This window comes from Bacteroides sp. 14(A), assembly GCF_000526555.1.
Classification (GTDB): Bacteria; Bacteroidota; Bacteroidia; order Bacteroidales; family Bacteroidaceae; genus Bacteroides; species Bacteroides cellulosilyticus.
In genome coordinates, this window is record NZ_JAGH01000002.1 from 2705912 (window position 1) to 2731279 (window position 25368).

A 25368-nucleotide genomic window follows, 5' to 3' on the forward strand; every position below is an offset into this window, starting at 1 on the left:
GTTACTTATTTATTTGTTGTTTTAATTCATTCAGTTCTTTACGGAGCTGGCGGAGTTCTGTTAGCATATCCGGTAGGTTCCGTTGGGCAACGGAGGCTTTGAAGTATTGCTTCAGCTCCATGGGAGGAGTACCGATTAACTGGCTGCCATCCTTAATATTGCTGGGAACACCAGACTGTGCTCCGAGGTTCACTTTGTTTCCAATATGGATATGTCCTGCAATGCCTACCTGACCGCCAAACATACACCATTCGCCTACTTTGGTAGATCCTGCAATACCCACTTGCGCCGCCATAACGGTATTTGCACCGATTTCGTCATTGTGGGCTACTTGTATCAGGTTGTCCAGTTTCACACCTTTGTGTACGATGGTTGCCCCCATTGTAGCACGGTCTACACAAGTGTTTGCACCTATCTCTACATTGTCTTCCAGTATTACGATACCGATTTGAGGTATTTTTTCGTAACCTTCGGGAGTTGGGGCGAAACCAAAACCATCCGCACCGATCACACAACCGGAATGCAGGATGCAATGATTGCCTATCCGGCAGTCATGATAAATGGTTGTATTGGCATATAAGATACAATCACTGCCTATTTGGGCACCGCTACCGATAGTCGCATGCGGATGTATCATTGTATTGTCTCCTACTTCTGCGTATTCACCAATGCAAGCGAAGGGCGCAATGTAAACATCCTTTCCGATTTTAGCAGTTTCTGCAACGAAAGCTAACGGATCAATACCAACACGTTTAGGCTTACTTTGTTCGTAAAGGTTGAGCAATTTAGCTAAACTTTCGTAGGCATTATCCACCTTAATTAAAGTAGCTTTTATTTCTTGTTCAGGAACGAAGTCTTTGTTTACCAGTACAATACTGGCTTTGGTATCGTAGATATAAGATGTATATTTGGGGTTGGACAGAAACGATATAGCACCGGGGATGCCTTCTTCTATCTTGGCAAAAGTATGTACAGTTGCATTCTCGTCTCCAACGATTTCTCCTTGGATAAATGTTGCAATTTGTTTAGCAGAGAACTCCATTGTCTTATTCTTGTTAGATGGTTTCAAATCACAAATAACGGACTTTTTTTTTATATTTCCTTGTCCTTGGGTGAATATTTTATACTTACCTATGCAAACGTTGGTAGCAAAGATAGTATTTTTTTACCTTCTTGGACAATAGGGAAATATTGAGCATGTCCGATGCTTCAGCAATATTCTTAATACTTCCGTCTTTATAAAGGATATCAATACTATCGTCTGCCGGGTCGTACATATTCTTCTCGATGCTGGGGGTAGAGACGAAATAGCTCGCTTCAGAGAGGGGTATGTCCAGTTGCTGACTGATTTGCAAAGTTAACTCTTTTTTCCTTTCTTCACATATTGGTTCGGTAGAAATTTCCACTTTAAAGATATTACGGTTGATCATACCGAGGCTCAGCGTGGATAAAACCTTGTCACTGTGGGTGCTCCAGACTTTTAATGCGGTCCATATATCATTGTCGTCCAGTTGGATAAAGTTCTCCAGGCACTCCGGATTGTTATAGAAAGTTTCCTTGTTGATGTCATTGTAAAGGAAAAAACGCAATGCCGGTGAAGCAAATAATTCTACACCTTTACTTGCTAATTCTTTGGCACGGAGCAGGGCACTGATGAGCATTTTCTCGTATGCCACGGACGTTTTGTGCAGATATACCTGCCAGTACATCAAGCGGCGGGCAGTGAGGAAGTTCTCAATGGAATAGATACCTTTGGATTCTACCACGAGATGGTCTTCTTTCACATCGAGCATCTTGATGATGCGTGCCGAGCCGATGTTACCTTCCGTTACGCCAGTATAGAAACTGTCGCGGCGAAGGTAGTCCATACGGTCCATGTCGAGTTGTCCGCTGACCAGTTGGTGCAGGAACTTCTTGGGGTACTCGTCCTTGAATATCTGGATGGCAAGGGTGAGTTGCCCGTTCATTTCTTTGTTGATGCGTTCCATCAGCATGAGGGAGATATCCTCGTGGGATACGCCCTGTACGATGGTGTCTTCCAGTACATGAGAGAAAGGACCGTGTCCGATGTCATGCATCAGAATGGCTGCCTGGACTGCCTCGGCTTCACTGTCGAAAATGAAGTTTCCTTTGCTGGTGAGCTGCTGGACAGCTTCACTCGTCAAATGGAAAGCCCCCAACGAATGTTGAAAGCGCGTGTGCTGTGCACCGGGATAAACCACAGACGACAAACCCAGTTGCTTGATGCGGTTTAAACGCTGCAAAAGGGGATGCCGCACGATGTCGTACAGCAACCCCTTCGGGATATTGATGAACCCGAACACCGGGTCGTTAATGATCTTTCGTTCGAACACGTTGTTAGTGATTAAGGGTAAGTGATAAGTGATTAGGCGTTAATCACTCCCTTCAACTGTTCCGCCATCTGCTGTTGCACTTCCTTTGCGGCATTGCGTGCAGCTTCTGCAAATTTTTCAGTCTTATCCACATAGATGATGCCACGGCTGGAGTTTACAATCAGTCCGCAAGTGGAGTTCATGCCATACTTACAAACTTCTTCCAGTGAGCCACCCTGTGCACCTACACCCGGCACAAGCAGGAAGTGGTTGGGAACAATCTTGCGGATATCTTCGAAAGCACGGCCTTGTGTGGCACCTACCACGTACATTATCTGTCCGTCGTTGGCCCATTCTTGAGACTTACGCAGTACTTTTTCGAAAAGGCGTTCGCCGTTGGGATCTTCCGTCAACTGGAAGTCGTGGGAACCTTTGTTGCTTGTCAGTGCCAGGAGGATTACCCATTTGCCTTCATAAGTCAGGAACGGAGTAACACTGTCCTCACCCATGTAAGGGGCTACGGTTACAGAGTCGATGTCCAGTTCGTCGAAGAATGTGCGGGCATACATGGCAGAGGTATTTCCAATGTCACCACGCTTTGCATCGGCAATGATGAATTGGTCGGGATAGTTTTCCTTGATATATTTCACAGTCTTTTCAAAAGCAATCCAGCCTTTCACGCCCATACTTTCATAGAAAGCGAGGTTCGGTTTGTAGGCAATGCAAAGGTCAGCCGTTGCGTCGATGATGGCTTTATTGAAAGCGAAGATCGGATCTTCTTCTTTCAACAAGTGTTCCGGGATTTTCTTGATGTCTGTATCCAGACCTACGCAGAGGAATGATTTCTTACGCTTGATATTTTCAAAAAGTTGTTGTTTATCCATTACTGAATCTATTTAATCTGTTTATAATTCGTTTGGTTATTTCTTGAATAAGTAGCCTTCTATGCGTAACCTGAGAGCATCTTTCCTTTTCTTATTGTAATCCAGAGAGAAACTTGTTAGCATGAAAAGGCATCTGTCGGAATTACATTTAAATCGGGTAGGGGGCATTTGATTATATTTGTGATTATCAAGTGCCTCCATTGTTTTCAGGTCAATGAAGATCGTATCGTTCTTATTATTAGTCTGAGTGGTAAGGGGAACAGGTAGTATCCCTGTTTCCAGATAGTCGTATGGTATGTGGAAGTATCTGTCCTTTATATCTTCATCCGGTACGACTATGAACTGATGGTACCCGTCCGGTATCTGGATGCTGACTTGATGGGAACTCTTGCCGCTGTATGATACAAAGGAATCGGAATCGTCTGTTGTATCGGTAGTACCGTAATTTTTAGAAGAATAGAATGAGGCATCCTTGTCCACAAGGTCGGCTATACTTTTCCGTCCGAACCAGTTGCGCAGATATCTGAACTTGTCGTTTACTTGCACTGCCGTTTCCGTCGGGAGCGATTCCATCCAGTCATCGTATTGTTCACGGGTGAGTGGTAGTTTTAAATTAGTGCGTTTCAGCTCTTTCTCTACGCTGCTGCGCATGATATTCCGGGTGATACTTGCATAATTGACTGGCAGTGCCGAAGTTAGCAGAAAGAGGATGGAGAACGAAATCGGTATCCAACTGATGCGCCGGGCTTTAGTGAAGACGAGTCCAATACAAACAATGTAGCACCAGATGTTGAGAGTTATAAGGTAAAGGCGATTGATGGTGACGCCGTAATCGTTGAAGCGGCGTATAATGCCGATTGTCATCAGTACCAGCATCGGCAATACCAAAGCGGGTAACCAACGCGCAATCCATTCGTTTATAGGTTTCTTCTCCTGAATACGCACGGGATACAACCCGAATTCAATGGCGATACATCCTGCCATCAGTGCTACCACGAGCCAGGATACCCAGCCTGTGGGCAGTTCCCAACTGATAAATATGCGGGCTGCATAGACATAAAGCACGAGGAGGTATCCTGCCATGAGCGGGAGAAAGAGAAAATGTATCGTACCGTTCAGGAACTCCGATGGTTGCGGCTCCCGGTTATGTTTTTGTTCATCTTTGGGCAACATGCCAAGGAAGAGCAACATCGGAAGCAATACACTACATATAATAAGGATATATAGATAGCAATTCCAACTTACATCCACGTTGAAGAGTTGGCGAAGCGAGAAAACCAGCAGACTGATTCCACCGCTCATGATAAGCCCCACCACATTGGCCGTGACAAAAGCGCCAACCGTGTATGAAGCGAAGTTCCAGCTTGGAATGTCATTCTTTTCTTTGATGAATGAAAGGAAGAAAGCCGAAAGCCACAGTGCCAGGATGGCGGCTCCGTGGGCTATGCCTATTTCAGTAAGCGACTGTTCCGGTGAAAGGCTGTAGAGGTACACCGCATCGGCAATCAGCAATACGTGCATTACTATATGTACGATCACTCCTTTTATCTTGTTCTTTATCTCTTCGCTCCACAGGTGGAGAGTGAGTGAGAGCAACGTACCGATAGAAAAATAGTAACCCAGAACCATCACCAGCTTCCTGTCATCATCCATGTCGGTAGCTACCAGATAGACTAAATAGACAGTAAGTGCAAGGACAAAACATACTGTAGAAGGAAAGCGCCTCAGGCAATTTTGAAACGCTTCCGTCAGGGTATGAAATACTTTATGTAGTAGCTGTCCTTTCATTCGCTCTGCTTCTTAACCTGTTGGTTTACAGTTCGCTTTCTTTCAGACGTTCTGCATTTTCCGCTACAATCAGGTGGTCGATACAGTCCTGAATGTCACCGTCCATAAAGGCGGAGAGGTTATAGATGGTATAGTTGATACGATGGTCGGTGATGCGTCCTTGTGGATAGTTGTAGGTACGGATTTTAGCGGAGCGGTCTCCGGTAGATACCATTGTCTTTCGCTTGGAGGCAATATCGTCCAGATATTTCTGATGTTCCTTGTCGTAAATAAAGGTACGCAGACGTGAGAGGGCACGCTCTTTATTCTTCGGTTGGTCGCGTGTTTCGGTACACTCAATCAGGATTTCTTCGGAAGCACCGGTGTTTGGATTTCTCCATACATAGCGCAGACGTACACCGGACTCAACTTTATTTACATTCTGTCCGCCGGCACCGCCACTTCGGAAAGTATCCCATTTGATTTCGCCTTCATTAATCACTACATCGAACTCTTCTGCTTCGGGCAGCACGGCTACGGATGCGGCGGAAGTATGCACACGCCCCTGAGTTTCAGTAGCCGGAACACGCTGTACGCGGTGTACACCCGATTCGTATTTCAATGTTCCGTATACATTGTCGCCCGTAACGCTGCAAATGATTTCCTTGAATCCGCCTGCTGCGCCTTCGTTGACGCTGGATATTTCCATCCTCCAACCTTTTGTTTCGCAATATTTGGTGTACATGCGGAAAAGGTCTCCGGCAAAGATTGCGGCTTCGTCACCACCTGTACCTCCACGAATTTCGAGGATGGCGTTCTTGCTGTCCTGCGGGTCGGCAGGTACGAGGAGGAGTTTGATATGCTCTTCCAGTTCCGGCTGGCGTGCCTGACAGGCATCCAATTCTTCGCGTGCCATTTCCCGCATCTCCGGGTCTGCTTCATTGGAGATGATCTCTTTGGCTTCCTCGATGCCGTTCAGCACCTGGATATATTCTTTACGGGCCTCCATCAGGTCGCCCAGTTCTTTATACTCTTTGGTGAGTTTTACGTAACGCTTCTGGTCGGCAATCACTGCCGGGTCTGTAATCAGCGTCGATACTTCTTCGAAGCGGGCAACAAGCCCTTCGAGTTTCTCTAATATGGTATTGTTGTCTGCCATTGAATTAGTATTTGAATTCTCCGAACTCACTATTGATAATCAGTTCTTTCTGGTTGCTTTCTTCAATACGTCCAACAATCTGTGCATCGATGCCGAAGCTCTTGCTAATGGCAATTACTTCCTCGGCATGTTCGGGCGACAGATATACTTCAAGACGGTGTCCCATATTGAATACCTTGTACATCTCTGCCCAGTCCGTATTGCTCTGCTCTTTAATTGTTTTGAACAAAGGAGGAACAGGGAACAGATTATCCTTAATCACGCGGCAATTGTCACCTATAAAGTGCAACACTTTCGTCTGTGCACCACCCGAGCAGTGTACCATACCGTGAATTTCAGGGCGAAGTGCATCCAGTAACTTCTTCACTACCGGCGCATACGTGCGGGTAGGGGAGAGTACCAATTTGCCTGCATCCAGCGGGCTGTCTTCTACGGCATCCGTCAGTTTCAGACCACCGGAGTAAACCAGTTCTTCGGGCACTGCCTTGTCATAACTTTCGGGATATTTTTCTGCCAGATATTTGGAGAATACATCATGACGGGCGCTGGTCAGTCCGTTGCTGCCCATGCCACCGTTATATTCCTTTTCGTAAGTAGCCTGTCCGTAAGAAGCCAAGCCTACAATTACATCGCCCGGACGGATATTGGCATTATCAATCACATCGCTGCGCTTCATGCGGCAAGTTACGGTGCTGTCTACGATGATGGTACGCACCAAATCGCCTACATCGGCAGTTTCACCGCCAGTAGCATATACGCCTACACCCATTTCGCGGAGCTCGGCGAGCAATTCGTCCGTTCCGTTGATGATGGCGGAGATTACTTCTCCCGGAATGAGGAGTTTGTTGCGTCCGATGGTAGAAGAAACCAGGATATTATCTACTGCACCTACGCAGAGCAGGTCGTCGATATTCATAATCAGTGCATCCTGTGCAATGCCTTTCCAAACAGAAAGATCACCTGTTTCTTTCCAGTACATATAAGCCAATGAGGACTTCGTACCTGCACCGTCAGCGTGCATGATGTTGCAATACTCCGGGTCACCGCCCAAAATGTCAGGGATAATTTTGCAGAAAGCCTGCGGAAAAATACCTTTGTCGATGTTCTTGATGGCATTGTGCACATCTTCTTTAGAAGCGCTGACACCGCGCATCATGTATCTTTGGTTACTCATGAGTTGATATGTTTTTTCAATTGAATGCGCAAAGATAGTGCAAAATCTCGATTTTATGAGTAAAAAGAGAATTCATTCTCTTTTTCGAATGTGAGAGATTTATTTAAACTGAATGCCCCGGCATTTGCATTTTGCTGAGGTGCAGCCTATCTTCACGTAGCAAAAGTAGCGATTATTTTGCTTATAGCCTTGCCTTTGCATAAGAAATTGGAGTTTGGGGCATCTTCACTTAATCCTTTCATGTTGATAACACTTACCTTTCATCTCTTTCTCTTATACAAGTGATGCAAAAGGTGGCATCTTTTGCTACGAAAGATGCCATCTTTTGATGTTAAAGATGCCACCTTTTACAATAAAAGATGCCATCTTTTGCATGATGGCTCAGGGAGTTGTGTGAGGGCGGTAGTAATGAAGCAGGGCTAAGGCTTTATTCTTTGCTTCCCAATCCCATATTCTTCAGTCGTTCCCAAATGGTTTTCTTCTGGGATAATGCTACTAAGGCAACGCCCATCAGGCAACAGGCACAGCGCAATTCTTTAGGGGAAAGCGTATCCAGATTATCTGCGATAGCAGGCAGAGAATAGTTTTCTTCAAAAAAAGAAAATACATCGGCTGAGTTTTCTAAGTCGGTTTTCATTTGGCAAGAGCAGGTAAAGTCTACATTCATCGTGTTATAAATTTAAAATTGTAGTTTGTCCCAAGTTCCTTGATCGTAAAAAAGAGCGTGGGAACTATTGATATATTATTCCGTACTAAGGCTCTGGTAAACCCGCAAAGAAAATAATAAGCAATAGCCCCACGCCCGGAGCTTATATAACAGAGTTATATGCAATCCAGACGTGGAGACTTCCACTTATTATTCGTACTTTTAAAAATTTACCAGACTTTTAGTACTACGAATAATAAAATGATATCTCCAAATCGCAAAGCATATCTCTTCATTATTGAAGAAATATGTAACAAAGATACAGGAATTTTTAATATGGATGTATATAATGAGGACGAAAATGTATTAATTACGGAATAGAAAGAGTATAATTTATCATTTTAAACAGCTCATTTGTCTCAATTTATTAATATTGAAAGGGGTTTTGTAAATAGCTGATTATCAGAAGTGTTATAATGATGGTATCTCAGTATACGACTGAGGTACCCTAAGTATTATACTGAGGTACCCTAAGTATACGACTGATCTCACAAATATCTTATATTGTTGATATTTATCGTTTATGTACAGACGTTTGTCATACAGGATTATCACTTTATTCATACCCCGTCCGTAGTATATCCCTCAATTTTCTTTTTTTTCTTTCCTCTGCAACTAATTCCCCAACCGGGCGTCTTATGTATAAAAGACTATCTTAAGATGGAACAGAATGATAAGGAAAAACAGTTCACTTCCCTCATTGAGGAATACAAGCGAGTGATCTATAAAATCTGCTACATGTATGCTACGGATGGGGATAATTTTAAAGATCTCTACCAGGATGTAGTAATAAACCTTTGGAAAGGCTTCGAGGGTTATGAAGGAAAGGGTAAACCTTCTTCGTGGATTTACCGCGTGGGATTGAATACCTGTATCTCCTTCTATCGCCAGCAGCAACGCCGGGGCGAACATACTTCCTTGGATTCCCTCTACGGCTTGGAAGCAGAAGATAGTGAAACGACCAAACGCTTGAAAGAGATGTATCGTCTCATTGCGGGACTGGATAAGTTTGAACGTGCCGTCATCTTGCTGTGGCTGGATGAGAATTCTTACGAAGAGATTGCGGAAATTGTCGGCGTGCCGCGCAATACCGTGGCTTCAAAATTGAAACGAATTAAGGATAAACTTACAAAACAAGCGAATAGCTAAAATAAAACAGATTATGGAACTGGAAGAATTAAAACAAAATTGGAATATCATGGAAGAAAGGCTCGGACGCCTGGAAATGGACCAGCGCCAGCAACTAAATAATAAGGTGGTCAGTAAAGTAAAGAAGGTCCAGGATCGTGTGTTGCGTCGATTTACGATTGTAGTGATCTGTTTACCTTTCTTTTGCTGGTATATTGTTCATAATCAGATGTGTGATTTTAGCATGTCAACGTGGGTGCTGTTGTTTCTGTTTGTAGCTGTGATAATAGTCCGGCAATTCACATGGATGTTGCTGTTAAGGAAGATTGATTGCCTGAAGATGACTGTGCGTGAAGTGTGTCTGGCGGAGAGCCGTTTCCGGATGTCTTTCAAAGTGGGGATAGCTGTGAGTGTGTTGTGTGCCGTACCTTTACTGGCAAGTATGATATGGGATATGTCCCAGATGGGTGATCGTTATATATTGATAGGTGCCTGGACTGGTCTTGTCGTAGGAACGCTGATAGGAATTCGTTTGTTCCTCAAAGCATGGAGCGGGATAAAAGAATTGAAAGAGGCAATAACGGATTTGCAGTAGTCATCTTAAAAAATGAAAGTACCCCTTCCACTCTGGAAACTCGAATAGATCGGAGTTTCCGATGGGTGGAAGGGGTACTTGTTTTTTATAGAACCGTTTGTTACGGTAGGAATATGCTTATTTAGAACTGTACCTGCGGTGCTGTTTCAGCTCCTTCGGAAGCTTCAAAGTAAGCACGTTTTTCGAAACCGAACAGACTTGCAAGAATGTTTCTCGGGAAGCGGCGAATAGCGGTATTGAAATCCTTTGCTGCATTGTTGAAGTTGGTACGTGCCACGTTGATACGGTTTTCAGTACCTTCCAATTGAGCTTGCAGTTCCAGGAAATTCTGGTTTGCTTTCAAGTCGGGGTAGTTCTCGGTAATGGCAAGCAACTTACCCAATGCAGAAGTTACCGCACCTTGAGCTTTCTGGTATTCAGCCAACTTTTCCGGAGTCAGATCATTAGCATCTACTTTAATTTGAGTAGCCTGGCTGCGAGCCTCTACCACACCTTCCAGAGTTTCTTTTTCATGAGAAGCGTATCCTTTTACCGTACTAACCAGATTCGGAATCAAGTCGGCACGGCGTTGATATTGTGTTTCAACGTTTGACCATTGTCCGCTTACGTTTTCATCCATAGTTACCAGTCCGTTATAACCAGTGACACCCCAAATGACGAGGAGAGCTAAAACAACAAGAATGATAATAGTTGATTTCTTCATACTTTTCTTTTATTAAATGATTATACAATTTATATATTTCTGCGGTGCATCAGAATCGGGAACCGGCACCTCCGCCACCTCCCATACCTCCACCGAAGCTGCCTCCGCTGAAGCCACCGCCTCCGCCGCCGAAGCCTCCGCCACCACCGAAGATGACCGGACCTCCTCCGCCACCTCCGCGATAGTTTTCATCATACGACTGTTTGCGGCGTACTACCTTGTGTCCGCAGTTGCGGCAAGTGTAGGTAACATCTTCTGTTTTTACTCCGTTGATCCGTGAAACCACTTTGCTGCTGGTACGTTGCAATTTGTGCTGCCCGCAGTTGGGGCATTTGCTTGCGGCACGTGCCGCCATCCAACCGATTCCTCCGGCAACAACAAAGAATCCGATAACTGCTGCCAGAATACCGAAAAAGGAAATGTCTTCTTCATCATCTGTATCATTCACCATGCTGCCGTCCAGTCTGCCGCATACGGCACGCACACCGGCAACCATACCCGCATCCCAGTTACCATCTTTCAGATAAGGAATCATGTCACGCGTCTGGATACGTTTACAGATGGCATCGGGCAGATCTCCTTCCAGTCCATAACCTGTGTAGAACTGGATGCAGCGCTGGTCGGTCACCAGAAGAATGACCAGACCATTATTCTTTCCTTTCTTTCCCACACCCCATTCATTGAGCAGGCGGTGTGCAAAGTCAAAGCAATCATCATTGCCGATGGACGGAACTACGGCAACTACTGTCTCAATGCCGGTCTGTTGTTCCAATGCATACAGCATACGGTCGATGCTGTCGCAGGCAGCCTGAGAGAGGATGCCGTCCGGATTGCAGACATAGCGCATTTTGTTCTGAAGATGTACTTTGGGGATATTGTCTGTAGTATAGACCTTCTGTGCCTGCATGGATAGCAGCAGGCATAGGAATAAACTTATGGAGATTAATCTTTTCATACTAATGTATTTGTGTGGCGAATATAGGAAAAATCACATCAATAGATGTATTTTCCTACGAAATTCTTCACACGTTCGGTGTATTCCTCCGGGTGATCCTTGTAGGACATGGCGTGTGTGGCACCGGGGGCAAGCCACAATTCTTTAGGTTCCGATTTTGCCTCGTAGAGGGGATATACCATCCAGGTGGGTACGTATGTATCTGCATCGCCATGAATGAAGAACATCGGCAGTTTGCATTTCCTGACCTGATTCAGCGAAGAAGCTTCCTTGAAGTTCCAGCCGTATTTCGCGTTGCACAGCCAGCTGGTAGTGTACATCAACGGGAAAGGAGGCAGCCCGAACTGCCCTTTCAACTCGTAGGAGAATTCGTCCCATACGCTGGTATAACCGCAATCTTCCACAAAACATTTCACAAAAGGTTGTTGAGGCTCACCGGATACCATCATAGTGGTGGCGGCACCCATAGAGATGCCATGTACTACCATCTGGGTATTTCCGCCGTAAATACCGTTGGCAATGTCCATCCAGTGCAAAACGTCCAACCGGTCTTTCCAACCCATTTGAATGGCAGGGCCTCCGCTTAGTCCCTGATTTTGCAGGTCGGGCAGCAGAATGTTATACTTTAAATCTTTGTTGTAAAGGTAACCTATCATTAGCATACGGATGCAATCGTCCGTATAGCCATGCACGATGACGGCTGTTTTGTGGGTAGGTTCGGGAGCGGCTGCGTAAATGGCATGCAGTTGCACCCCTTCAGGGTTGATAATAAAGGTATCCCGTAAAGCACCGACAGTTTGCAAACTATCTATCCAAGGCTTGATTTGCGGGTACTCGCTGAGCATATACTCGTAGGAGCCGGGAATATCTTTCCCTTTGTTGTGCTCCGGTCTCAGCGAGTAGCCGAGCATGTAGAAACTCGCACCTGTGAGGGCAATAATGATAACTGCTAACAGTCCGAGCAGACTGTACTTGATACCTTTCTTCATCTTTCCTTCCTTTCACTCTATTTGTTCCATATTTCCCATGCGGCAAATGCTTGCAATAACAGCATTTCCAGTCCGTTTTTAGTAACGGCGCCGTGAGCCTCTCCCTTTTTCATGAAAAGGGTTTCATTGGGATTATATAACAAATCGTAGAGTAAATGGTTGGGAGTTAATTGATCATAAGGAATATCCGGACAGAAATCCACCTTAGGATACATGCCTACGGGTGTACAGTTTACGATAATAGTATATTCCTGCATGATCTCCGGTGTGAGTTCGTCATAAGTGAGGTAAGACGATTCCTTTTTCGTACGCGATACGAATACGCTTTCGATGCCCAGATTAGCCAGTCCGCGATAGACGGCTTTGGATGCACCGCCTGTACCCAGAATCAGCGCCTTCTTGTGATGGGGTTGCAGTAAAGGCTCAATGGACTGTGTAAATCCTATGATATCCGAGTTGTAGCCGACAAGTTTTACTTTTCCTTTTGGCTGACGGATGATTTTGATGACGTTCACTGCGCCGATCTTTGCGGTATCTTTGTCCAGTTCGTCAAGAAAGGGAATGACCTGCTCCTTGTACGGGATGGTCACATTAAGTCCGCAGAGGTTGGGATTTTCCTCTATGACTTCCATAAAGTCATTGATGTTGGGTATCTCAAAGTTTACATATTCGGCGTCGATATTCTCCGATTTGAACTTTTCATTGAAATATCCGATGGAAAACGAATGTCTCAGCGGATAGCCTATTAAACCGTATTTCTGCATAATTCTCTTAGTGTGCTAACGTTAATATATATAAGGTGGGGTGATATCACTTATCACTCTATTTAGTCGCAGTATAAAGAGTGCATATACCGAATGTCAGTCTGCGGAAATTAACCTGACTGAAACCTGCTTTGCGAATAACTTCCTGCATCACTTCGCCTTGCGGGAAAGCACGGATGCTTTGGGGCAGGTAGGTGTAAGCACTATTGTCTTTTGACAGGCATTTGCCGAGCAGGGGGATGACTACTTTGGAATAGATGGTGAAAAGCTGTTTCATCGGAAAACGGTCCGGTGTGGAGAGTTCCAGAATGACGAGATGTCCTCCGGTTTTCAGCACTCGGCACATTTCCGCCAACCCTTTGTCCAACCCTTCGAAGTTGCGGATGCCGAACGCTACGGTTACAGCATCGAACGTGTCATCGGCAAATGAGAGAGAGGTGCAGTCCTCCCGGGCAAAGGATATTTTGTCCGAGAGGTGCGCCTGTTTTACTTTATTACGTCCCACGTCCATCATTCCCTCTGAGATGTCGGTGCCTATCAGTTCGTCAGGCTGCAACTCGCGGCAGGCAAGAATGGCAAAGTCACCTGTACCGGTGGCTACGTCCATGATGTGCTTCGGTTGGAAAGGTTTTAACCAATTGATCGCTTTCCGGCGCCAACTGCGGTCGATGCCTAATGAAAGTGTATGGTTCAGCTTATCATAAGCAGGAGCAATGTTGTCGAACATTTCTTCTACCTGTTCACTCTTCTTTCCGTCCTCACCGTAAGGTTTGATATGTTCCTGGGGATAATCCATGTTGATAGTGTTTAGTGGTTAGTGATAAGTGATTAATAAATCTACTAATCACTTATCACTAAACCGTTTATCACTTATTTAAGTATTCCGTTACGTTCTTCTCGATACGTGAAGCAATGTTGCTGGTATCTTCTTTCACGAATTGCTCTCCGGTGATATGCTCGTACAGTTCAATGTAACGCTCACTGATGGATGCTACGATTTCGTCTGTCATTTCCGGAACTTGTTGTCCTTCCTTGCCCTGGAAACCATTGTCCATCAACCATTCGCGAACGAATTCTTTAGAAAGCTGTTTCTGTGCTTCGCCTTTTTCAAAGCGTTCCTGATAACCTTCAGAGTAGAAGTAGCGGCTGGAGTCCGGTGTATGGATTTCATCCATCAGGTAAATAGTACCGTTGTGCTTACCGAATTCATACTTCGTATCTACCAGAATCAGACCACGTTCTGCTGCGATCTCAGTTCCTCTGTTGAAGAGTGCCATGGTGTATTTTTCCAATATGGCATATTCTTCGGGAGTAGCCAGACCTTTAGCAAGGATTTCTTCTTTTGAAATGTCTGCGTCGTGTTCACCGATTTCAGCTTTCGTAGTCGGTGTGATGATGGGTTCGGGGAACTTCTGGTTTTCCTTCATTCCTTCGGGCAACTTCACACCACAGATTTCGCGTACACCGCTTTTGTAAGTACGCCATGCGCTACCACAAAGATAACCGCGTACAATCATTTCGATGGGGAAACCTTCGCACATCACACCTACCGTTACCATCGGGTCGGGTGTAGCTGTCTTCCAGTTAGGGCAAATGTCAGTAGTAGCATCCAGGAATTTGGCTGCAATCTGATTCAGCATTTGTCCTTTGAAAGGAATACCTTTCGGCAAAACAACGTCGAATGCAGAGATACGGTCGGTTGCTACCATAACCAGCTTTTCACCATTGATGTTATAAACATCGCGTACTTTTCCGTGGTACACACTTTTCTGTCCCGGAAAATTGAAATCAGTTTTTGTTAATGCTTTCATCATTGTTATATTTATGATTTGGATATTTTCTATGGTTTTCACCACAGAGTGACACAGAGTCTCACAGAGTTCTTTTCTGCTCTGTGAGACTCTGTGTTACCCTGTGGTGAGTTTTCTTTTTTCCCGTTCGGCTTTGGTTTCCTTATCAAATTTCTCGTAAGCATCTACAATGCGAGTTACCAATTGGTGACGCACAATATCTTTCTTGTTCAGTTCCACAAAGCTGATGCCTTTCACACCTTTCAGGATGCGGAGTGCCTGTACCAGTCCCGAAGTTTGGGAAGAGGGCAGGTCGATCTGTGTCATATCTCCCGTTACAATCATCTTGGTGTTCATACCCATACGGGTGAGGAACATCTTAATCTGCTGGGTAGTGGTGTTCTGCGCTTCATCCAGAATTACGACTGCATCATTCAACGTCCTTCCGCGCATAAAGGCGAGGGGAGCGATCTGAATGACGTTCAGCTCCATGTATTCTTTCAGCTTGGCAGCCGGAATCATATCCTGCAAGGCATCATACAACGGTTGCAGATACGGGTCTATCTTATCCTTCATGTCACCGGGCAGGAATCCAAGCTTCTCACCGGCTTCCACGGCGGGGCGACTGAGGATGATTTTCTTGATCTCTTTATTTTTGAGGGCACGTACGGCAAGGGCAATGGCAGTATACGTCTTTCCCGAACCGGCAGGACCTATGGCAAATACCATGTCGTTCTTGGCGAAACCTTCTACCAGTTTAAGCTGATTTTCACTGCGGGGGATGATCGGTTTGCCTGTCACGCTGAATACGATGACGTTACCCGACTTTTCTGCTTGCGGTGCATTTCCTTTGATGATATCGATGATGACCTCTTCTTTCAATGAGTTGTATTCGGCGCAGTATTTTTCCAGCTTGGTAATGTTTTCTTCGAATGCGCACATCTCTTCTTCATCTCCCAACACTTTGATGACATTGCCGCGTGCAACAATGCGCAGTTTGGGGTACAAAGCTTTTATCAACTGCATATTGGCGTTATTCACACCGTAAAAGATAACCGGGTCGATATCCTCAAGAACAATCAGTTTTTCTATCATTGAATTGTTTATAAGTTCATGTCGTTTTATAGGTAAAACAGTTGCAAATTTAGTGAAACGTTTGGATACTTAGCTGGTTCCGGCTGTTTTTTTTGTTGCAGGCTTCACGATGACGCCTTTTCCATTCTTGGTGCAGTGAATACACTCTTTGCGGAGTGTCCTTTCTTTGAAATCGAAAATGAGATTGGGGTTGAAATGCTGCCCGTTGATGCGGGTTTCAAAATGAAGATGTTCTGTACTGGCCCGTCCGGTACGTCCGGTCAGTGCAATGGGTTGTCCGGCTTTAACGACGTCACCGCTCTGAACAAGATTCTTAAAATTATGGCTGTATATCGTTTCCAATCCCGAAGAATGGCGCACAACGATTACGTTGCCGTAAGCACTGTAAGGCTTCGACATACGTACAATGCCATCGAAAGCACTGCGTATCGTGTCTTTGGCGCAAGTCTTGATATCAATACCTGAGTGACGGCCGCTACCGCGTCCGTAAGGAGAAATCACTTTTCCTCCGGGAAGCGGAAAGCAATAGGCGGTGTCAGGTATTTGCTCCAGATGCAATTCTAACAATTTTTCGTTATCGAAAAGCCCCGGTGTAGTAACCCGGATATGATTGATTTCCATTTGCGAGAAACTAGGTTTCTCTTCAGGCGGAGTATAAGCCAGTGCGAATGACAGCAGCAGAAAGAATATGTTCATGATTAAAGGTCCTTCTTGTTATTCAAAATAGATAATTTCTCCTCCATTCGAAGAAGTGTATTTTTTCAGTAACTCCTGTATCATCTCGGCAGCTTCCCGCAGACCTTCCTGTCCGCTGTAACCATTGACGATGGCAAGGATATGCTGGGTGCCTAAATCCATTTTAGTACGTTCGTTGTCGCTGGTAGGAGTACCGATACCGCCTACGGCATCGCGATAGACCGGAAGTCCTTCGATGTTCAGCACGCCCCGTCCGATACCTTCGAATGGTTCTTCGGTGCGTCCAACCCCCAGTTTGAGGTCAGTACCCTGTATCTTGTCCGCATCGAAACCACCGATGGAATAACCGGTGCGCAGGGATACCAGATTAATCAGGTCAACCAGTGTATCTATTTGGTAAAGGGCAATTCCGCGCATCAGACGGCGGCGCAAAGCTTCGGCAGAAGGACGGTAACGGCTGGGGTCTTTGCCGCAACGTTTATAAGCTTCCCGGGTAGCTGCAATGGCGGGTTGCTGTTTGATGTCCTCTGGCTGGGTGGTGGAAGTCAGTTCCCGGGTGAAAGTATTGATTTCTTCCCAAAGCCCTTCGCAAAAGGCTGTATTGGTAACTTCTGCATAGACGGCTGCACCTTTGAAGATGGGGCAGGCATTCTTTATTTCTTCTGATACGGTGATATTATACATAGATTATAGCTACTTTTAATGAGTGGAAGAAGATGGTTTGTTTGTATGAGCCTGATACTTTTCTTTAACCAGCCTGAAACTACTATTTAAACTTTTCATGTAAAACAAAAATAAGATAATCACTCCGCAACTGATGGCAGCATCCGCTAAATTGAATACCGGACTGAAGAATACAAAATTGTCCCCTCCTATAAATGGCATCCAGCTTGGCCAGTTAAATTCAAAAAGAGGGAAGTAGAACATATCGACCACTTTTCCATGCAGCCAACCGGTATATCCTTCCCCTATAGGTACGAAAGTAGAAATCTCGGCGGGTGTACTCTTGCTGAAAATAACGCCATAAAATATGCTGTCGATGATGTTCCCGATAGCTCCTGCCAGTATCAATGAAACACATGCAATATAACCACGCTTATATTTAGCCTTAATAAGTATGACGATATACCATACAATTGCGATGGCAAATATTGTGCGGGCAATAGTCTGAATGGCTTTAGGCACTATCTGCATACCGAAAGCCATACCGGGATTTTCTATAAAACGAAGATAAAACCAATCCGTGATATGAATGCTTTCATTATAAAACATATTCGTTTTAACTTCAATCTTTATGACTTGGTCAAGAATCAAAATTCCCAATACAATGAGAATTGATAGTTGCCCTTTGGATAAAATATTCTTCATATTAAAAAAGTTATGGTTTTGTGTCTACTATCATAATTCCCGATAGTATACGTCCTGATTTAATCCCCAGCCGCCTTGCCGAGAAAAATTCTTCATGCCTCATATAGGTACAAATACCTGATGTTTCTATTTGCTCGCCGGGTACGCCGAAGTCGAGCAACTGCATCCGGTTTGCAGCCCACAGGTCGATATGATGCTTATGTGTTTCCGGTTTCCATTCTGATATATAATCCATTGCAAAGCCGTTCGTGCGGAAAGCTTCGTACACTTCTTCGCCTACTTCAAAAGAAGGCAAGGATATGCCGGGCCCGATACAAGCGATTACGTCTTTTCCATCGGTTCCGTAGAGTGCCCGCATCTTGTCGAGAGTATGTCCGGCTATGTAATTCACCGTTCCCCGCCAACCTGCATGGGCGGCGGCTACCACTTGGTTCTTGCGATCATACAACAGAATAGGAATACAGTCAGCCGTAGAAATGCAAATGCAGCAACCCGGTTCCTTGGTGATTAGTGCATCCACTCCTTGCAGCATGGCAGTTCGCTCGTCAGATGTGGCATTGAGATACTTTTCATCAATCACCTCCACCTTTGTACCATGTGTCTGGAACGGAATGACTAATTCTTTAGGCTGTTGAGGCATGGAGTTGCAGAGTAGTTCTTGATTGCGACGGACAGATTCTGCATCATCCCCCGTGTAAGGCGTACAGTTGAAAGAGGCATAATCTCCCTTGCTGAAACCTCCCCGACGGGTAGTTGCGAAACAAAAAATGTTGGAGTACGGTGTCATAACCCCGTATCCCAACATTCGTTTATCTTCTGTCAGAGCAATCATTGCTTGTCATCCTCCCAGTCCTCTTCCTCATACTCAAAGTCTTCCAGGTCTTCCACGTCCTCGTCATCTTCCACATATTCATAGCTGAGGTCCTCATCCTCACCCATGTCTTTCAACTCTTGCTGGAGTTTGCTTACATCCTTCGGACGGTGAACGATAGCTTCTATTTTGTTGCTATCCTTATTCAACTCTTCCCAAAGAATATCTTTCAGCACGGAAAGTCCCATACCGGTAATGGAAGAAATGAATACATGCGGAACGTTTGCAGGGAGTGTAGGCTCTATTTCGTCCATCAATTCCTGATCGAGCATATCGCTCTTGGTGATGGCAAGTACCCGTTGTTTGTCCAGCATTTCAGGATTGAAAGTGCTCAGCTCATTCAACAGGATTTCATATTCTTTCCGGATATCATCGCTGTCGGCAGGCACCATGAAGAGCAACAGAGAATTACGCTCGATATGGCGCAGAAAGCGCAATCCCAAACCTTTTCCTGCACTGGCTCCTTCAATGATACCGGGAATGTCCGCCATGACAAACGACTTGCTGTCACGGTAAGAAACAATACCCAGGTTGGGTTCCAATGTGGTGAATGGATAGTTGGCTATCTTGGGCTTGGCGGCAGATACAGAAGCAAGCAAGGTTGATTTTCCGGCATTCGGGAAGCCTACCAGACCTACGTCTGCCAAGAGTTTCAGCTCCATGATTACTGTCATTTCCTGCATCGGTTCGCCCGGTTGTGCAAAGCGGGGTGCCTGACGGGTGGCTGTCTTGAAGTGCCAGTTACCCAGTCCGCCGCGTCCGCCTTTCAGCAAAACTACTTCTTGTCCATGCTCGGTGACGTCACAGATATATTCACCTGTTTCGGCATTGTATACCACTGTGCCACAGGGAACTTCAATAATCTTATCTTCTCCATCCTTACCAAAACTGCGGTTCTTGGAACCGGATTCTCCATGTCCGGCCAATGCATGGCGGTCGTAGCGCAAATGCAACAGCGTCCAGTAGTTACGGTTACCACGTAGGATAATGTGACCTCCTCGTCCTCCGTCACCTCCGTCGGGGCCGCCATTGGGTATGTATTTCTCACGCCTCATGTGCGTAGAGCCTCGTCCGCCCTTTCCGGAGCGGCAATATATCTTTACGTAGTCAACAAAGTTCGATTCAGCCATTTCTTTCCTTACGATTGATTTTAAAATACTTATTTTCTTTTTCGATGCAAAAGTAACGATTCTCCAAGACTACCTCAAACTTTTTTATTCCTTTTTATTTATTAATCCGTAGCGGAGGGCATTTCTAACTTATTTTTAGCACTACTCGTCTATAAACGGTAAGTGCCGGAGTTGCTTCATCCGTCAATTCTAAAATGATATGTATGTTTTGGCCCGCAGCATCAGCAGGAATATGCACTTTGCATTTTTCCGCATTATCCCCTTCTATTTTTACTTCACCTTTGTAACTGCTTGGTTCAGTATAAACACTCCACTTGTATATCAGCTTGTTACCATCAGGATCAGTTGAACCGCTGGCATCTAAAACCATGGAATTTCCGGCTTTTACCTTCTTAAAGATACATTTTAGCGAACGGTCTCCATCAAGCACTGCATGCGGATGGTGATTCACCGCTTTATAATCATCGGTTGTAGTCCACAACATACGTGCTGCAAAATTATTCCAGATGTGCTGCTGCCATTTGTTGATGGCGGCACAGCCCTCTTTGCAGCTTCCATGCATATAATAAGGGTCATATTGTGTTTCATCTTTCCCGCTGCGCACTATAAAATCCATACCTCGTATACCACTCGTCTTTTGATTGGAGAAACGACCGCCCCATCCTCCATATTCAAGTGAATCGGGTACGTTCAGGCCATTGGCATATACATAAAAGAAAGCAGGAGAGTCACCTTCCGTTGCCCACTTCCGGTCAGGATAATGCTTGCCTAATGGCTGATGACTTTGAATATTCTGTTTAAGCCATTTATCGGAAGGTCCCCAACCATATACTTCTTTATTTCTGATATATACTATTTCCGGGAAGTTCTTGGCTATCCAGGCTCCGGCATCATCTTGCCCTAGAACATCATATATGCGGATTTTTGCAGTAAACTTTTTAAGGTCTTTCTCGCTGCGTGTATGCTTCACTTTCCATAAAGCTTGCGCTATCGTATTCATTCCACCCCAAGCTGCAAGCCATACGGGGCGTTGATCCTTTTTCTTATCAACTACCGAGATTATCAGTTCTGATCCCGGAGAATCTTTACCTTGACCTACTCCGGTCATGTTAGAGGAAGGTTGCCCTTGTTTAATAATTGCCTGCAGTTGATTCAAACTGGGATACCCTTCTGCATGTTTATTCAAGCGAGGCAGAACTTCTCCAAATTGTTCTACTACCTCTGAAATTTTAGCTGTTTTATCTGGGTCATCCATCCAGACTTGTGAACTGATTAACCCCTCAATGTCGATTACATTTGAGCATAATAACAAGTGTATCATTGACTGGATATCATCCGGATCAGTTCCCCCTAAATCAGTGGTTACAATCAGCCGATGTTTGTCCTCATTAGCCACTTGCGCCTCTGAATAAAGGCTCCATGCTGTAAGAAAGAAAAAGAAGAAAAGTACTTTTTTCATGGCATTTAAAGATTATTTTTGCAAATTTACCACCAAAATGTGAATAACACTCTCTATTTTTATATACGAATATAATGAATTCCGAGAAATGTTACAGTTTTGATAAGTTTCGTGAGGAGTTTAAACCTTATGGACTTACATGTGAGACATGGATACCCCGTGTTATGCCCAGATACGATAGGCATAATGAAATAGAGATAAATTACCTGCCCCAAGGGAATATCACTTACTTGCGACACAACGAAAAAATAACGATATATCTTACTAAGAATTATTGTAATGATATTAAAGCCAATGATATTGGTGATGCAGTAGGTCTGCATCCTGATTATGCCAATCATATATTTAAGAAGGCATTTGGTACTACAATAAGTGACTATATTGCTGAGTTAAGAATAGCTCATGCACAACGTAAATTACTGACTACAGACATGAGCATTACCGACATTGCATACGAATGTGGATTCAATTCTATAGCTCGGTTTAATGCTACATTCTTTAAGAAAATCCAATGTACCCCGCGTGAATATAAAAAGAAGATCGTGAAATAGTTACTTGTTATTTTAGGGCAGACGGGAGAATAACAAAGCGCGGTAATATCATTTTCATGGGTATTACCGCGCTTCTAAATTATGATTGTGTTACTTTATTTTGCAGCGTCGATTGCAGCGCAAACATCAGCAAAGATTTTTTCCAATGCACCTTGTCCTTTGATGTGTTGGTATTGTCCTTCCTGCTTGTACCAGTCAATCAGCGGAGAAGTCTGTGAATGATAAACATGAAGACGTTTCTTGATAGTCTCTTCGTTGTCATCGGCACGACCGGAATCCTTGCCACGTTTGATGAGGCGGACCATCAGTTCGTCTTCAGGTACATCCAGGTCAAGCATAACGCTTACTCCCTGATTTCTTTCAGCAAGCATTTTCTTCAGAGCTTCTGCCTGTGCAATCGTACGAGGAAAACCGTCGAAGATTACACCTTTGCTGTCTTCAAAGCTGTCGAATACACTTGCAAGAATATCAATCATCAGTTCGTCAGGGATCAACTGGCCTTGATCGATATAACTTTTAGCTGTTTTGCCCAGTTCTGTGCCGTTCTTGATTTCTGCACGCAACACGTCACCGGTTGAGATGTGGTTAATACCGTACTTTTCTACGATTTTCTCACTTTGTGTTCCCTTTCCTGAACCGGGAGCACCGAAAATTACAATGTTCAACATTTGTGATTTACAATTTAACTGTTACTTATTAATTATACCTAATTCAAAATTCTCTTGTACGCACCATAATTTAGCCTTATCCTGATAGCCTTGAGCAAGGTCTGCTCCGTATCAAGTCCGGGTCAAGTCCGTACCAAGTCCGTATCTTCTCCGTGCAAAGGTACCTTTTTACGGAGCAGGTACGGACTTGGTACGGACTTGACCCGGTTCAGGTATGGCCTATAGCTCTATACGTAGTATTCGATTTCTTTAATCTACCACTGTATAAATGTCCGCATAATTGCGCCCGAAGCCGTCATAATCCAATCCATAACCTACAATGAAGTCATTAGGAATTTCCATGGCTACGTATTCTATATTCAAATCTACTTTCAACTTATCAGGTTTCACCAGTAACGAAGCGATGTGGATTTCTTTCGGGTTACGTGTGCCCAGCGTGTCCAGCAGACGTTGCATAGTCAAGCCAGTATCTACAATATCTTCCACAATCACTACCGTGCGGTCTGTCAGATCTTCGGTAATACCGATCACTTCTTTGATAACTCCGGTAGAGGACACCCCCTGATAAGAAGCCAGCTTCACGAAAGAAATCTCGCAGGGAATAGTAATGTTTTTCATCAGATCAGCAGTAAACATAAACGAGCCGTTCAGGACGCTGAGAAACAGAGGATTTTTACCAGCCAGATCGCGATTGATTTCATTTGCAACGCGGGTTACTTCTTTCAGAATGTCCTGTTCCTTGATGGAAACAGTGAACTTTTTGTCTTTTATTTGTATGGTGTCCATAAGGGATAGATTTTTAAAATTGGCACAAAAATACGATTTTTATTCTACTCCATGCATCATCTTCTGTAATTTCTTTGAGAGCAGGAAGAGGATAAGAGAGGCTACGCCGGACATGATAACGAATACCATAAAGAAGTCGAACATGGTTTCAATACGGAATCCGAGCAGGGTTTTCACTTTTCCGTCTTCGGGATAAAGGCCGCCTAAAGTACCTGCAAATTTATTGGCTGTAGAGGTGGAAAGATACCAGATTCCCATCATAAGAGAGGCAAAACGGACAGGGGTGAGTTTGTTTACCATGGATAAACCGATAGGGGAGAGGGCTATTTCTCCCATAGTATGGATGAAATAAAGTCCGGTTAGCCAGATAAGGCTGACTTTTACACCAGGCTGTACATCTTTCACACCGAAACAAATGACTAAATATCCCAATGAGAGCAGCAACAAACCAATAGCTTGTTTGGTGGGAGAAGCCGGTTCCATGCCTCGTTTGTTCAGCGCACCCCATACACTGGGCATGATGGCTGCCAGTATAACTACGAAGAACGGATTGAAAGATTGTATCCAGGAGGCAGGCATTTCCCAACCGAGGATTGTACGGTCGGTTTGCTCGGCAGCAAAGAGGGTGAGTGAAGCACCTGCTTGTTCGTAGGCTGCCCAGAAGAATATAACGAAGAAAGCGATAATGTAAATAACAAAGATACGGTCACGCTCTATCTTTGTCAGAGAGCCGTCCAGCAGAATGCTGACGGGGAAGACGATACAGGCTGTGAAAATGCCTATACTGACCCAATCGTTGCCGAAACACCAGTAGAAGAATAAGGCAAGGGCAATGGTCAGTGCTCCGAGAAGCAAATTGTTGCGCATCTTCTTATCTTTATCTATGGCTGTTTGCTGAACTGTTTTATGTTCTTTCGGTTGCTCCCGTTTAGCGTCCGGAATAATACCGAGTGGCTTTCCGTCAGGACCGATCAGGTACTTGCTCTTTTGCGTTTCGAACAGAATTACCGTGAAGACTGTAACGATTGCTGCAATCAGGAATCCCCATTTGAAATCATTAGGATCACCCGTCTCACCGAAGTAACCGCAAACCAGCGGGGCAAAGAAAGAACCCACATTTACCCCCATATAGAATATAGTATAAGCAGAGTCCAGACGTCTGTCTCCCGGTTCATAAAGTTGTCCGACCAATGACGAAACTGTAGGCTTAAAGCATCCGTTTCCTAAAATTAAGAAGGTGAGTCCCCCATACATCAACCAGTGGGAAAGCTCTTTAGTATCCAGCACCGACGCACTGAAGAACATCAGGAACTGCCCTATCGCCATCATCATGGCTCCCCAGAAAACGGAACGCCGGATGCCCCAGTATTTATCAGCAATATATCCGCCGATGAGCGGAGTGAGATAAACCAGTCCGGTATAGCTGCCATAAATAGAGGCGGCATGTTCCTTATCGAACAAGAGTGCCTGGGTTAGAAACAGGATGAAGATAGCACGCATACCGTAGTAGCTGAAACGTTCTGCCGTGCTGGTAGCAAAGACGAGGTAAAGACCTTTCGGGTGTTTGGATGTACTCATTATAGTATAGATATTTTCTTTATGGGAGGCAAAGTTATAGAATCTGATTAAAAAAGACATTACTACATTAAAATAAATTGTCTCTCTTTGGCGCTATAAGTGAAAAAAGATATATTTTTGCGTACGAAGAGGATGAGAAAAAGATTTAGCAGGAAAGAGGTGCAGTCGCCTCGTAAGCTCAGGAGCTTTCTTAGAAATGTAAATACTCTGGTATAAATA

The 25368-nt window shown here is 44.6% G+C and carries 26 protein-coding genes; 3 read left to right on the plus strand and 23 right to left on the minus strand.

Translation table 11 applies throughout. The features are described from left to right. Position 1: 1 nt before the first annotated feature. The 7 genes from lpxD to K429_RS0117745 all read right to left on the minus strand — a co-directional run bounded on the left by lpxD (position 2) and on the right by K429_RS0117745 (position 7984). A complete protein-coding gene (gene lpxD, locus K429_RS0117715; RefSeq protein WP_026367763.1) occupies positions 2 to 1042 on the minus strand; it encodes a UDP-3-O-(3-hydroxymyristoyl)glucosamine N-acyltransferase in 1041 nt (346 codons plus the stop codon). Positions 1043 to 1127: 85 nt separating this feature from the next. Next, positions 1128 to 2354, minus strand: coding sequence for an HD domain-containing protein (locus K429_RS0117720; RefSeq protein WP_026367764.1), 1227 nt, complete (start codon positions 2352 to 2354; stop codon positions 1128 to 1130). 32 nt (positions 2355 to 2386) lie between these two features. Further along, on the minus strand, positions 2387 to 3217 hold the full coding sequence (gene pyrF, locus K429_RS0117725) for an orotidine-5'-phosphate decarboxylase (RefSeq protein WP_026367765.1): 831 nt from the start codon (positions 3215 to 3217) through the stop codon (positions 2387 to 2389). A 36-nt stretch (positions 3218 to 3253) separates the two neighbouring features. Next, the gene (locus K429_RS0117730; protein WP_026367766.1) at positions 3254 to 5005 is read right to left on the minus strand and encodes a DUF4153 domain-containing protein; all 1752 of its coding nucleotides are present in this window, start codon (positions 5003 to 5005) and stop codon (positions 3254 to 3256) included. A gap of 25 nt (positions 5006 to 5030) precedes the next feature. Then, entirely contained in the window at positions 5031 to 6143 is a 1113-nt protein-coding gene (gene prfA, locus K429_RS0117735; protein WP_026367767.1) for a peptide chain release factor 1, read from the minus strand. A gap of 4 nt (positions 6144 to 6147) precedes the next feature. Further along, complete coding sequence (locus K429_RS0117740) at positions 6148 to 7317, minus strand: AIR synthase-related protein (protein ID WP_007215345.1); 1170 nt, start codon at positions 7315 to 7317, stop codon at positions 6148 to 6150. A gap of 427 nt (positions 7318 to 7744) precedes the next feature. Further along, a complete protein-coding gene (locus tag K429_RS0117745) occupies positions 7745 to 7984 on the minus strand; it encodes a hypothetical protein (protein ID WP_007215346.1) in 240 nt (79 codons plus the stop codon). Between the two features lie 699 nt (positions 7985 to 8683). Between K429_RS0117745 and K429_RS0117755 the strand changes: the two genes are divergently transcribed. Then, entirely contained in the window at positions 8684 to 9172 is a 489-nt protein-coding gene (locus tag K429_RS0117755; RefSeq protein ID WP_007215348.1) for an RNA polymerase sigma factor, read from the plus strand. A 13-nt stretch (positions 9173 to 9185) separates the two neighbouring features. Further along, positions 9186 to 9746, plus strand: coding sequence for a hypothetical protein (locus K429_RS0117760; protein WP_026367768.1), 561 nt, complete (start codon positions 9186 to 9188; stop codon positions 9744 to 9746). A 121-nt stretch (positions 9747 to 9867) separates the two neighbouring features. On the opposite strand, the gene K429_RS0117765 is transcribed toward K429_RS0117760, so the two are convergent. The 13 genes from K429_RS0117765 to K429_RS0117825 all read right to left on the minus strand — a co-directional run bounded on the left by K429_RS0117765 (position 9868) and on the right by K429_RS0117825 (position 21566). After that, positions 9868 to 10449: a LemA family protein gene (locus tag K429_RS0117765; RefSeq protein WP_007215350.1), complete on the minus strand. Its 582-nt coding sequence runs from the start codon at positions 10447 to 10449 to the stop codon at positions 9868 to 9870. A gap of 49 nt (positions 10450 to 10498) precedes the next feature. Then, a complete protein-coding gene (locus K429_RS0117770) occupies positions 10499 to 11404 on the minus strand; it encodes a YgcG family protein (protein ID WP_026367769.1) in 906 nt (301 codons plus the stop codon). A 38-nt stretch (positions 11405 to 11442) separates the two neighbouring features. Continuing rightward, on the minus strand, positions 11443 to 12393 hold the full coding sequence (locus tag K429_RS0117775; RefSeq protein ID WP_026367770.1) for an alpha/beta hydrolase: 951 nt from the start codon (positions 12391 to 12393) through the stop codon (positions 11443 to 11445). Positions 12394 to 12410: 17 nt separating this feature from the next. Further along, complete coding sequence (locus K429_RS0117780) at positions 12411 to 13157, minus strand: shikimate dehydrogenase (protein ID WP_007212567.1); 747 nt, start codon at positions 13155 to 13157, stop codon at positions 12411 to 12413. Positions 13158 to 13215: 58 nt separating this feature from the next. Then, positions 13216 to 13953, minus strand: coding sequence for a bifunctional demethylmenaquinone methyltransferase/2-methoxy-6-polyprenyl-1,4-benzoquinol methylase UbiE (ubiE, locus tag K429_RS0117785; protein WP_026367771.1), 738 nt, complete (start codon positions 13951 to 13953; stop codon positions 13216 to 13218). Positions 13954 to 14023: 70 nt separating this feature from the next. Then, positions 14024 to 14968 (minus strand): phosphoribosylaminoimidazolesuccinocarboxamide synthase, encoded by a 945-nt coding sequence (locus K429_RS0117790; protein WP_007215353.1) that lies wholly within the window; start codon positions 14966 to 14968, stop codon positions 14024 to 14026. Between the two features lie 96 nt (positions 14969 to 15064). Continuing rightward, positions 15065 to 16042 carry a PhoH family protein gene (locus K429_RS0117795; protein ID WP_026367772.1) on the minus strand — a complete coding sequence of 326 codons (978 nt, stop codon included), beginning with the start codon at positions 16040 to 16042 and terminating at the stop codon, positions 15065 to 15067. A gap of 69 nt (positions 16043 to 16111) precedes the next feature. Further along, positions 16112 to 16738 carry a M23 family metallopeptidase gene (locus tag K429_RS0117800; RefSeq protein WP_044096723.1) on the minus strand — a complete coding sequence of 209 codons (627 nt, stop codon included), beginning with the start codon at positions 16736 to 16738 and terminating at the stop codon, positions 16112 to 16114. Positions 16739 to 16756: 18 nt separating this feature from the next. Next, a complete protein-coding gene (locus K429_RS0117805; protein WP_026367774.1) occupies positions 16757 to 17422 on the minus strand; it encodes a B3/4 domain-containing protein in 666 nt (221 codons plus the stop codon). 15 nt (positions 17423 to 17437) lie between these two features. Further along, on the minus strand, positions 17438 to 18106 hold the full coding sequence (locus K429_RS0117810; RefSeq protein ID WP_026367775.1) for a lipoprotein signal peptidase: 669 nt from the start codon (positions 18104 to 18106) through the stop codon (positions 17438 to 17440). A 10-nt stretch (positions 18107 to 18116) separates the two neighbouring features. Beyond that, complete coding sequence (pgeF, locus tag K429_RS0117815; protein ID WP_026367776.1) at positions 18117 to 18938, minus strand: peptidoglycan editing factor PgeF; 822 nt, start codon at positions 18936 to 18938, stop codon at positions 18117 to 18119. Continuing rightward, positions 18935 to 20107, minus strand: a complete 1173-nt coding sequence (gene obgE / locus K429_RS0117820) for a GTPase ObgE (protein WP_022209255.1) — start codon at positions 20105 to 20107, stop codon at positions 18935 to 18937. The genes pgeF and obgE overlap by 4 nt, the downstream gene beginning before the upstream one ends. 124 nt (positions 20108 to 20231) lie before the next feature. After that, entirely contained in the window at positions 20232 to 21566 is a 1335-nt protein-coding gene (locus tag K429_RS0117825) for a DUF1593 domain-containing protein (RefSeq protein WP_026367777.1), read from the minus strand. A 74-nt stretch (positions 21567 to 21640) separates the two neighbouring features. On the opposite strand from K429_RS0117825, the gene K429_RS0117830 reads away from it, so the two are divergent. Then, positions 21641 to 22117, plus strand: coding sequence for an AraC family transcriptional regulator (locus tag K429_RS0117830; RefSeq protein ID WP_007212588.1), 477 nt, complete (start codon positions 21641 to 21643; stop codon positions 22115 to 22117). 95 nt (positions 22118 to 22212) lie between these two features. Here K429_RS0117830 and K429_RS0117835 read toward each other — a convergent pair whose 3' ends face one another. The 3 genes from K429_RS0117835 to K429_RS0117845 all read right to left on the minus strand — a co-directional run bounded on the left by K429_RS0117835 (position 22213) and on the right by K429_RS0117845 (position 25149). Then, a complete protein-coding gene (locus tag K429_RS0117835) occupies positions 22213 to 22785 on the minus strand; it encodes an adenylate kinase (protein WP_026367778.1) in 573 nt (190 codons plus the stop codon). Between the two features lie 249 nt (positions 22786 to 23034). Then, positions 23035 to 23571, minus strand: a complete 537-nt coding sequence (gene hpt / locus K429_RS0117840) for a hypoxanthine phosphoribosyltransferase (protein WP_022209252.1) — start codon at positions 23569 to 23571, stop codon at positions 23035 to 23037. Between the two features lie 39 nt (positions 23572 to 23610). Then, complete coding sequence (locus K429_RS0117845) at positions 23611 to 25149, minus strand: peptide MFS transporter (RefSeq protein WP_026367779.1); 1539 nt, start codon at positions 25147 to 25149, stop codon at positions 23611 to 23613. Positions 25150 to 25368 lie beyond the last annotated feature (219 nt).